Source organism: Roseomonas sp. TS2, assembly GCF_058833935.1.
Window position 1 is genome coordinate 1 of record NZ_JCACVY010000169.1, and the last position, 9,640, is coordinate 9,640.

Sequence of the window (9,640 nt, forward strand, 5' to 3'; positions counted from 1 at the left end):
GATGGCGGCGAACCCCGGCCACGGCGCGGCCGGCGTGCGGTTCGACGTGGTGCTGGTGGACGGGGCCGGACGGATGCGGCGCATCGCCGATGCCTTCCGGCAGGAAAGCTAGGCGCCGCCTCAGGGCACCAGCCGCACCGCCGCGATGATGACGATGGCCTGGGCGTAGGGATATTCGTCGGTCATGGTCAGGCTGACCTGGGCGCCGTAGCCCTGCGGCGTGATGGCGTCCAGCCGCTGCGCCGCGCCGCCGGTGAGGCGCAGCGAGGGCTGGCCGGTGGAGAGGTTCACCACCCCGAGGTCGCGCCAGAACACGCCCGCCCGGAAGCCGGTGCCGAGCGCCTTGGAGGCCGCCTCCTTGGCGGCGAAACGCTTGGCATAGGTGGCGGCGCGCAGCTTGGGCGTGCGCGATTCCGCCTTCTTGCGCTCCAGCGGGGTGAAGACCCGGTCGAGGAAGCGGTCGCCGTAGCGCTCGATGGAGCGCTCGATGCGGCGGATGTCGACGATGTCGTTGCCGAGGCCGATGATCATGCCAAGGCTTTAGAGCAGAATCCCGCTAGGCAAAATCACCTCCGGGACAGCTCAGCGCTTGCGCACGAACTCCGTGCGCAGCACCAGCCCCTTGATGCTCTCATGCTTGCAGTCGATCTCGTCCGGGTCGTCGGTCAGGCGGATCGAGCGGATGACGGTGCCCTGCTTCAGCGTCTGGTTGGCACCCTTCACCTTCAGGTCCTTGATGAGGGTGACGGAATCGCCATCGGCCAGCAGGTTGCCCGCCGCGTCGCGCGGCTGCGGCCGGGCCGCCTCGGCGGCGGCGGCCAGCTCGGCAGCCGGGCGCCACTCGCCGGTGGCCTCGTCATAGACATACTCGTCGCTGCTCTCGGCCATGGCCGGCTCTCCCGCGGATAAGGCGCGGGTTTTCCCCCCGCCGGGGGAGGCCGGCAAGGGGTCTCAGCCCTTGCTGCGCTCCACCTGGATGATGCCGGGGCAGGCGCGCAGCGCCGCCACCACGTTGGAGAGGTGGCGCAGGTCGCTCACCTCCAGGTCCACCACCACCTCGGCATAGTCCGGCGCGCGGTGGGCGAAGCGGAGGTTGTGCAGCTTGCCGTTCTGCTTGGCGATGACGACCGTCATGGCGGCGATGGCCGAGTCCTCATTGGCCGTCACCACGTCCAGCCGGCCGAGATGGGCGCCGCCCGAGCCGGCCTCATAGTCCCAGTCGATGTCGAGGAAGCGCTCGGGCGTGGCGGAGAAGGCCTCGAGGTTGTGGCAGTCATGCTTGTGCACCGTCACCCCCTTGCCGGTGGAGACGATGCCGACGATGCGGTCCCCCGGCACGGGGTGGCAGCAGCCGGCGAACTGCACCGCCATGCCGGCGACCAGGCCGGTGATGCCGGAGCTGGCCTCCCGCCGCCGCTCGGGGCGCATGACGGTGGCGCCGGGCTTGCCGCGGGCGCGGGCCAGCGGCAGGTGGTCCATCGGCCGCGGCGGGCCGCGCAGCTCGGGGATGGCGGCGTGCAGCACCTCCCGCGCCGAGAGGTTGCCGTTGCCGACGGCGACGCACAGCTCCTCGAAGCCTGGCTGCTTGAAGGCCTTGAGGGCGGGTTCCAGCAGCTTCTCGGAGAATTCCAGCCCCTCCTGCCGGAAGGCCTTGGCGATGGCGCTGCGCCCCTGCTCCTGGAACTCCGTGCGCTGCCGCGCCATGACGAAGCGCTTGATGCGCGCCTTCGCCTTGCCGGTGACGACGAAGCGCTCCCAGGCCGGGTTCGGCGTGCCGCCGCGCGCGGTGATGATCTCGACCTGGTCGCCATTCTCCAGCTGGTGGCGGAGCGGCACGATGCGGCCGTTGATCTTGGCGCCGACGCAGGCATCGCCCACCTGGCTGTGCACTTGGTAGGCGAAGTCGATCGGCGTGGCGCCGCGCGGCAGGGCGATCAGGTCGCCCTTCGGCGTGAAGCAGAACACCTGGTCCTGGTGCAGGGCGAGCTTGGTGTGCTCCAGGAACTCCCCCGGCTCGGCGGCGGATTCGAGGATCTCCAGCAGCTCGCGCACCCAGGGGTAGCGGCGCTGCTTCGGCGCCTCGGCCGTGGGGCTGCCGCCCTGCTTGTACATCCAGTGCGCGGCCACGCCGTATTCGGCGATCTCGTGCATGTCCGGCGTGCGGATCTGCACCTCGATCTTGGCGTTGCGCCGCTCCGGCACCGTCACGCCGGTGTGCAGCGACTGATAGCCATTGGGCTTGGGCGTCGAGATGTAGTCCTTGAAGCGCCCGGGCACCACGCGGTAGGCGGAGTGGATGGCGCCCAGCGCCGCGTAGCAGTTCGCCTTGTCCGTGGTGACGACGCGGAAGGCCATGATGTCCGAGAGCTGCTCGAACTCCACCTTCTTCTCGTGCATCTTCATCCAGATCGAGTAGGGCGATTTCTCGCGCCCCGTCACCTCGACCACCGGCACCTCCGCCTCCCGCAGCCTGGCCTTGAGGTCGGTGGCGACGTCGTCGATCAGGTCGGCGCCCTGGCCGCGCAGGAAGGCGAGGCGGGCGGTGATGGTCTGGTAGGCATCCGGCTGCAATTCCCGGAAGGAGAGGGATTGCAGCTCGGTCTTCACCGCGTCCATGCCGATGCGCTCGGCCAGCGGCGCGTAGATCTCCATCGTCTCGCGGGCGATGCGGGCGCGGCTCTCCGGCTTCGGCTTGAAGTGCAGCGTGCGCATGTTGTGCAGCCGGTCCGCCAGCTTCACCAGCAGCACGCGGATGTCCTCGCTCATGGCGAGGACGAGCTTGCGGAAGTTCTCCGCCTGCTTGGTGCGCTCCGATTGCAGCTCCAGCCGCGTCAGCTTGGTTACGCCGTCGATCAGCCGGGCGATGTCGGCGCCGAAGCGCTTCTCCAGCTCCGGCAGGCCGAAGCTGGTGTCCTCCACCACGTCGTGCAGCAGGGCGGTGGCGATGGTGGCGGTATCCAGCCGGTAGCCGGCCAGGATGCCGGCCACGGCCAGCGGATGGGTGATGTAGGGGTCGCCATTCTCCCGCGCCTGGGAGGCGTGCGCGGTGGCGGCGATGTTGTAGGCGGATTCCAGCAGCGCCACATCGGCGCGCGGATCATAGGCGGCGACCCGCCGGGCCAGCTCGGTGCCCGGCGTCTCCACCGGGGGCGGCGGCGCCGGCACGGCGATGGCGGGGCCGGATGGCAGCCCCTCGGGCGCACGCGGCGCCGGGTTGAAGCTCGGCCCGGCGCCGGGTTTCAAGTGCGCCCCCGGCTCAGCGGCGGCCGCCGCCGCCGCCGAGCTCGGCGGCAATCGCCGCCTCGATGTCGTCGGGCGAGAGATCCTCGAGGCCGGCGCCCTCGGGCGAGTTGTCCTCGCTCACATCCATCACGCCGAAGATGTTCTCGTCGGTGGCGATGAGGTCGATCACCTCCTCCTCCACCGGCTCCGGCTCCGGCGCGCGCAGCAGGGACTTCACGAGGTCCTCGTGCAGCGCGTCCAGCTCCACCGTCTCGTCGGCGATCTCGCGCAGGGCAACGACGGGGTTCTTGTCGTTGTCCCGGTCGACCGTCAGCTCCTCGCCCCGGCTGATGTTGCGGGCGCGCTGCGCGGCGATCAGGACCAGCTCGAAGCGGTTCGGGATCTTCAGGATGCAGTCTTCGACCGTGACGCGGGCCATGGGCGGCCTCCAACTCAAAATCTGTGCTGAACGCCTGAGATAGCCACCGCATCCGCGAATAGCAAGCTTCTGGCGCCTTTGTGCGCCGCGCGGCTGGCGTGGCGGCCGCGTCAGAGCGGCCGCATCGGCGCCGCCGGCAGTTCCGCCAGCAGCGCTTCCACGCTGCGGCCGAGGCGCGGATGCACCCAGCCCGGCGCCACCTCGTCCAGCGGCTCCAGCACGAAGCGGCGCAGATGCGCGCGCGGGTGCGGCAGCACCGGGTCCGGCGCGTCGCGCACCGTCTCCCCCATGGCCCCCATGGCGATGATGTCGAGGTCCAGGGTACGCGGGGCGTTGGGGTAGGGGCGCTGGCGGCCGGCCGCCTGCTCCAGCGCCTGCAGCGCCGCCAGCAGCGCCGCGGGGTCCAGGCCGCCGGCGCAGCGCGCCACGCCGTTCACATACCAGGGCGCGCCGGGCAGGGGCGGCTCCGGCGCCGTCTCCCACCAGCGCGAGACGGCCTCCAGCCGCAGGCCGGGAATGCCGTCCAGCGCCGCCGCGGCGGCCTCGCAGGTGGCGCGCGGGGCGCGGCCATCCGTGCCGGGGAGGTTGGCGCCGAGCGCGATCAGGATCATGCGGGGGGTTCCGGCCGGGCGTTGCGGCGCCCCCATGCCACGGAAGCGCGCCGCCATGGAAGGGTGCCCTGCCGCGTCAGGCGGCCCGCACCTGGTCGCGCCCGCCATGCTTGGCGGCATAGAGGGCCGCGTCGGCCCGGTGGATCAGCGCCTCGAGCGACTCGCCGCGCTGCCAGGCGGCGACGCCGCCGCTCACCGTCACCACCAGGCGGCCACCCTCCCAGGACACCGGGTTCTCCGCCTGGGCGGCGCGGATCCGCTCGGCGATGGCGCGGCCCCCCGACGCATCGCAGCCCGGCACCAGCAGCATGATCTCCTCGCCGCCATGCCGGCCCAGCAGGTCCTGCGGCCGGCAGAGGCGGGCGGCCAGCCGGCAGAAGCCGACCAGCGCCGCATCCCCCGCATTGTGGCCATGGGTGTCGTTGAGCTGCTTGAAGCGGTCGAGGTCGAACAGCACGAGGGCGAAGCCGGGGCCGCCATGCTCCGCCTCCGCCAGGATCTGCGCCGCCCGCTCGGCGAAGCGGCGGCGGTTGAGCAGGCCGGTCAGCGGGTCGGTGCCGGCCAGCCGGTCCAGGCGGCGGTTGGCGGCGCGCAGCTCGCGGGTGCGCTCATCCACCAGCCGGGTCAGCTCACGCTGGCGGTGGCGCAGATAGGCGGTGCGGCCCTGCACCAGCCCCATCACCGCCAGCCCGCAGACCATCAGCGCCAACAGGCCGAACCAAGTGCTCTCGAACCAGCGCGGCGGCACAGCCAGGACCAGCGAGGTCTCGGCCGCGGGGCCGGCGCCCACGGGTCCGGTCCAGGCGCGCACCTGCAGGCGGTGCAGGCCGGGCGGCAGACGCTCGAAATGTGCGGCGGGGTCCTCCGGGTTGGCCTCGGTCCATTCCTGGTCGAGGTCGGCGAGGCGGTAGGCGTAGCGCGTGCCGGCGGGGGCGTGGAAGTCGAGCAGGGCGAAGTCCACCCGCAGCCGCCGCACGCCTGTGGGCAGGTCGAGCCGCGTGCCGGCGGTGGGGGCGAGGCCTGGCGGCATCGCGTGGCCATCCAGCGCCATGCCGGTGAAGCCGATGCGCGGCGGCGGGCGGGGCTGCTCGGCCCGCCCGGGCAGCACGATGGAAAGGCCGCCCAGCCCGCCGAACAGCAGCTCGCCCCCCGGCGCCCGGGCGGCGGAGCGTGGCAGATAGGTGCGCACCCGCACCCCGTCGCGCATGGTCAGCACGCGGGCCGGCCCGCCATCGGCCGGGATCATCGTCAGGCCCCGGGCGGTGGAGGCCCAGATCCGGCCCTTCGCGTCCGGCAGCAGGGCGGCCACGCTGTTGTCGCTCAGCCCCTGGCGGGTGGTCAGGGTGCGGAAGCGCGGCGCCTCGCCCGGCGGCGGCGGCCAGCTGCCGACCACCCCCACCCCGCCGCCGAAGGTGCCGACCCAGATCCGCCCCCGCGCATCGGCCAGCACGGAGCCGATGTTGTCGTGCGGCAGGCTGTCGGGCCGGCCGGGGTCGTGCCGCAGGGTGATGGGCTCGGCACTGCCGGATAATGAGGCGGAAGGCGGAAAGAGGCTGAGCCCCCCCGCCGTGCCAACCCAGGTGCCGGCGGCGCCGATCTGGTCGATGCCGTGCACCGGCGTGTCGGCCAGGCCGCTGTCCGGCGTGATGCCGCGCTGCCAGCGGCGCAGCACCCGCCCCGCCGCGTCCAGCCGGAGCATCCCCTCCTGGGTGCCCACCAGCAGCCCGTCGCCATCCCGTGCCAGCGCGTTCACCACCTCGCCCTCCAGGGCGGGAATGGCGGAGGGCGTGACCTCCAGGCTGCGGCCGTCGATGCGCGCCACGCCGCGGGCGCCCGCCAGCACGCTGCCATCCGGCAGCGGCAGTAGCGCCTGCACCTCGCGCGCCGTCTGCGGGTCTTCCAGCTGCAGCCGGTGCAGCGCGCCCGTGGCGGGGTCCAGCACGTCGATGCGGCCCTGGCCGAGGCCCAGCCAGGCGCGGCCCTGCCGGTCCACCGCCACGCTGTGGACGTTCTGGTCCGAGAGGGTGAGCGGCGACAGGGGCGAGGGCAGCACGGAGAGCACGGCCCGCGCCTGGGTGTCGTGCCGGTTCACGCCGCGCTCGGTGGCGATCCACACATTGCCCGAGCGGTCCCGCAGCATCGCCCGCACCGCGTCGCCGGAGGGCGAGACGGGCAGGGCGGGGTCGTGCTGGATCAGGGTGGGGGCGTGCTCGCCATCCACCGCGATGATGCCGATGCCGTCGGTGGCGGCCCAGAGGAGGCCGGGGCTGGGTTCCAGCAGGGCGGTGATGGTGCGGCCGCCCGCCTGGCCCTGGCGGCCGGACAAGCCGGGGCGGGAATGCACCACGCCGTCCTCGACCCGGCCCAGGCCGCTGCGGCCCGTGCCGAACCACAGCCGCCCCGCCGCGTCCTGCAGCAGCGACCACACCGCGTCCTCCGCCATCTCGCGCGCCAGGGCGGTCTCGGCCTCCAGCGGGCGGAAGATGGCCTTGTCCGGCAGGCGGCGGCGCAGCCCGGCGCCGCTGCCCACCCAGAGTGTCCCGTCCGCCTCCTCCAGCACCGAGAGGGCGCTGAGCTGCGGCCAGCCGGGTACGGGCTCTATGCGTTCGGCGCCGGCCGGCCAATGGGCCAGCCCGGCCTCACTGGCCACCCAGGCGCCGCCGTCGCGCGCGGGGGCGAGGGCGAGGATGCGGCTCCAGCCCGGTGCCCTGTCCGGCGGCTCAATGACGATGAAGGCGTCCGTGTTGGGGTCGAAGCGCGCCAGTCCGCCGGCATGGGTGCCGACGAGCAGCCCGCCATCCGGCAGGGCGAGCAGCGCCCGCACATGGTTGTCCGGCAATCTGTCGCTCTCGCCCGGCCGCGCCACATAGGGCTGCACGCGGTAGCCGTCATGCCGGGCGAGACCCCCCAGCGTGCCGATCCAGATCGCTCCCTGGCGGTCCTGCGTCAGGGCGGTGGCGGTCTCGTAGGGCAGGCGGCGGGCGGCCGCGATCGGCTCGAACACCCGGGTGGCGAAAGCCTCCCAGTGCGAGGCGGCGGCGGCCGGCGCGAGCCCGGAAAGGGCCAGAGCCGCGAGCAGACAGCCCACCAGCCGCAGCGGGACGCTGCGCGGCAAGGTATGGAACCCGAGACGGCCGGCCGGCTAGCGCCGCCCGGCGAACTCCGGATTGAGGCGCAGCGCGTCCGTCGTGTCGAAATCGCGCAGCACGGCGTCGTCCGCCATTTCCACCTCCACCACGCGGTCAGCGTATTTGCCGGCCAGATGGCGGGCTCCCACATCACCCGTGATCTGCATCATTTCCGGAAGAAACTCCCGCGACCAGAGCATTGGATTACCCTGTTTCCCGCGGAAGGTGGGCATCACGATAGCGCGGCCCTCCTCCGGGTCGAAGGCGGCGAGCAGCCGGTCGAGCATCGGGCCGGTGATCAGCGGCATGTCGCCCAGGCAGATGAGCACCCCCTCCGCCTCCGGCGGAAGCGCGGCGAGCCCGGCCTTCAGCGAGGCGGAGAGGCCCTCGGCATAATCCTCCGTCTGGGCGATCAGCACGGGGCGGCCGGCCAGCGCCTCCTCCACCCGCTCGCGCTCGTAGCCGGTGACGGCGATGACCGGCCGGGCGCGGCTGTCCAGCACGTTGGCGACGACGCGCGCCACCATGGGCACGCCCTTGTTGTCCGGCACCAGCAGCTTGTTGAGCGGCGCCATGCGGCGGGAGCGGCCGGCGGCCAGCACCAGCGCCGCCACCTGCCGCGGCCGGCGCGGCGCGGCGCCGGTGGGGGCGTTGCGCGGCGCCGCCTCGCGCGGCAGCGGCCGTGCCTCAATCTCCTTCAGCAGCCCGCCGACGCCCATGCCGGCGATCTCCCGGCCCCCCACCGGCAGGCCGGCGAAGAGGCGCTGCAACACCCAGTCGAAGCCGTTGAGCTTGGGGCTGCGGGCGCAGCCGGGCAGCACCAGGGCCGGGATGGTGCCGATGCGGCCGAGGCAGAGCAGGTTGCCGGGATCGACCGGCATGCCGAAATGCTCGATCCGCCCGCCGGCGCGGACGATGGCGGCGGGGCCGACATCGCGGCGGTCCACCACCGCCGATGCGCCGGCGATCAGCAGCATCTCCGCCCCCGCGCGCTTCAGCCGGGCCAGCGCCTCGGCGATGGCGGCCTCCTCGTGGCGGCAGCGCTCGGGCGGCAGGAGCTGGCCGGCGAGGCCCGCGATGCGCGCCTCGGTCGCCTCCACGGCGCCTTCCATGATGCTTTCCTTGAGGCCGGGCAGCTCGGTCAGCACCAGCCCCACCTTCAGCGGGCGGAAGGGATGGATGGCCAGCGCCTGGCCGGAGCGCGCCACGGCCTCGGCCACCTGCAGCACGCCGCCCGGCACGGCGAAGGGGATGACCTTCACCGTGGCCAGCATCTCCCGCGCCGAGACGGGGGTGTGGTTGGGCAGGGTGGCGAGCGTCAGGCTCTCATCCAGCGCGTTGAGGCGGTTGACCAGCGCCTCGTTCACCACCAGCAGCCCGGCGGCGTCGGCCTGCAGGTTCACCCGGCCGGTGGCGGCGCGGGTGCGGGCCAGCAGCGGCCCCATCAGCGCCTCGCCGATGCGGTGGGCGGCCTCGTTCTCCGGCACGTCGCCGCTCTCCAGCCGGGCGGCGATCACCTCCCGCTTGCCGGCCTCGCGCAGCGCGGCGATGGCCTCGGCATCCAGCACCGTGCCCTTCTTCAGCACCCGGCCGGGCAGGCGCAGCGTGTGGGCGAGCACGGCGCCCTGGGCGTCGTCGAGCGGCGTGGGGCCGAACTGCATGGCTTGGGCCTATCGGTCGGCGAGGGCGGCGCCGCGGCGGCGGGCGACGATCTCGGCCATGATGGAAAGGGCGATCTCGGGCGCCGTGACGGCACCGATGGACAGGCCCACGGGGGCGGCGATGCGCGCCATGGCCTCCTCCGGCAGCCCGGCCTCGGCCAGCCGCGCCACGCGCTTGGCATGGGTGCGCCGGCTGCCCAGCGCGCCGATGTAGAAGGCGGGGCTGCGCAGCGCCACCTCCAGCGCCGGGTCGTCCAGCTTCGGGTCGTGGGTGAGGGTGACCACGGCGGTGCGGGTGTCGGGGGCCAGGGCCTGCATCGCCTCGTCCGGCCATTCGTCGACCAGCGTCACGCCGCCGCCGAAGCGTTCCTCGGTGGCGAAGGCGCGGCGCGGGTCGACCACGGTGACGGCGAAGCCCAGGCCCAGCGCCATCGGCACCAGCGCCTGCGCCACATGCACCGCCCCCACCACGATCAGCCGCAGCCGCGGGTTGTGCGGCTGGATGAACCAGGGCGCGCCCTCATGCGCCAGGCTGGTGGCGGCGTCGGCGGCCAGCGCGGCCTCGGCGGCAGCGGCGAG

General features: G+C 73.5%; 8 protein-coding genes. All 8 read right to left on the reverse strand.

Annotated features, from left to right (window positions below; genetic code table 11):
* Positions 1 to 120: 120 nt before the first annotated feature.
* Positions 121 to 531 (reverse strand): holo-ACP synthase, encoded by a 411-nt coding sequence (acpS, locus tag ACZJYS_RS19655; RefSeq protein WP_109515318.1) that lies wholly within the window; start codon positions 529 to 531, stop codon positions 121 to 123.
* 51 nt (positions 532 to 582) lie between these two features.
* On the reverse strand, positions 583 to 888 hold the full coding sequence (locus ACZJYS_RS19660) for an alkylphosphonate utilization protein (protein WP_109515319.1): 306 nt from the start codon (positions 886 to 888) through the stop codon (positions 583 to 585).
* 63 nt (positions 889 to 951) lie between these two features.
* Positions 952 to 3,243, reverse strand: coding sequence for a RelA/SpoT family protein (locus tag ACZJYS_RS19665; protein WP_109515477.1), 2,292 nt, complete (start codon positions 3,241 to 3,243; stop codon positions 952 to 954).
* A gap of 13 nt (positions 3,244 to 3,256) precedes the next feature.
* Positions 3,257 to 3,661 carry a DNA-directed RNA polymerase subunit omega gene (gene rpoZ / locus ACZJYS_RS19670; protein ID WP_109515320.1) on the reverse strand — a complete coding sequence of 135 codons (405 nt, stop codon included), beginning with the start codon at positions 3,659 to 3,661 and terminating at the stop codon, positions 3,257 to 3,259.
* Between the two features lie 110 nt (positions 3,662 to 3,771).
* Positions 3,772 to 4,272 (reverse strand): 2-amino-4-hydroxy-6-hydroxymethyldihydropteridine diphosphokinase, encoded by a 501-nt coding sequence (folK, locus tag ACZJYS_RS19675; RefSeq protein WP_493180031.1) that lies wholly within the window; start codon positions 4,270 to 4,272, stop codon positions 3,772 to 3,774.
* Between the two features lie 76 nt (positions 4,273 to 4,348).
* Entirely contained in the window at positions 4,349 to 7,387 is a 3,039-nt protein-coding gene (locus ACZJYS_RS19680) for a two-component regulator propeller domain-containing protein (protein ID WP_493180032.1), read from the reverse strand.
* Between the two features lie 27 nt (positions 7,388 to 7,414).
* Positions 7,415 to 9,061 (reverse strand): NTP transferase domain-containing protein, encoded by a 1,647-nt coding sequence (locus ACZJYS_RS19685; protein WP_493180033.1) that lies wholly within the window; start codon positions 9,059 to 9,061, stop codon positions 7,415 to 7,417.
* A gap of 9 nt (positions 9,062 to 9,070) precedes the next feature.
* Positions 9,071 to 9,640, reverse strand: a 570-nt coding sequence (locus tag ACZJYS_RS19690) for an XdhC family protein (RefSeq protein ID WP_493180034.1), incomplete at its 5' end; no start/stop codon positions are given.

Bases quoted from the DNA above. Each gene is read 5' to 3' on its own strand.
- acpS (WP_109515318.1), bottom strand. From the start codon at position 531: ATGATCATCGGCCTCGGCAACGACATCGTCGACATCCGCCGCATCGAG.
- ACZJYS_RS19660 (WP_109515319.1), bottom strand. From the start codon at position 888: ATGGCCGAGAGCAGCGACGAGTATGTCTATGACGAGGCCACCGGCGAG.
- rpoZ (WP_109515320.1), bottom strand. From the start codon at position 3,661: ATGGCCCGCGTCACGGTCGAAGACTGCATCCTGAAGATCCCGAACCGC.
- folK (WP_493180031.1), bottom strand. From the start codon at position 4,272: ATGATCCTGATCGCGCTCGGCGCCAACCTCCCCGGCACGGATGGCCGC.
- ACZJYS_RS19685 (WP_493180033.1), bottom strand. From the start codon at position 9,061: ATGCAGTTCGGCCCCACGCCGCTCGACGACGCCCAGGGCGCCGTGCTC.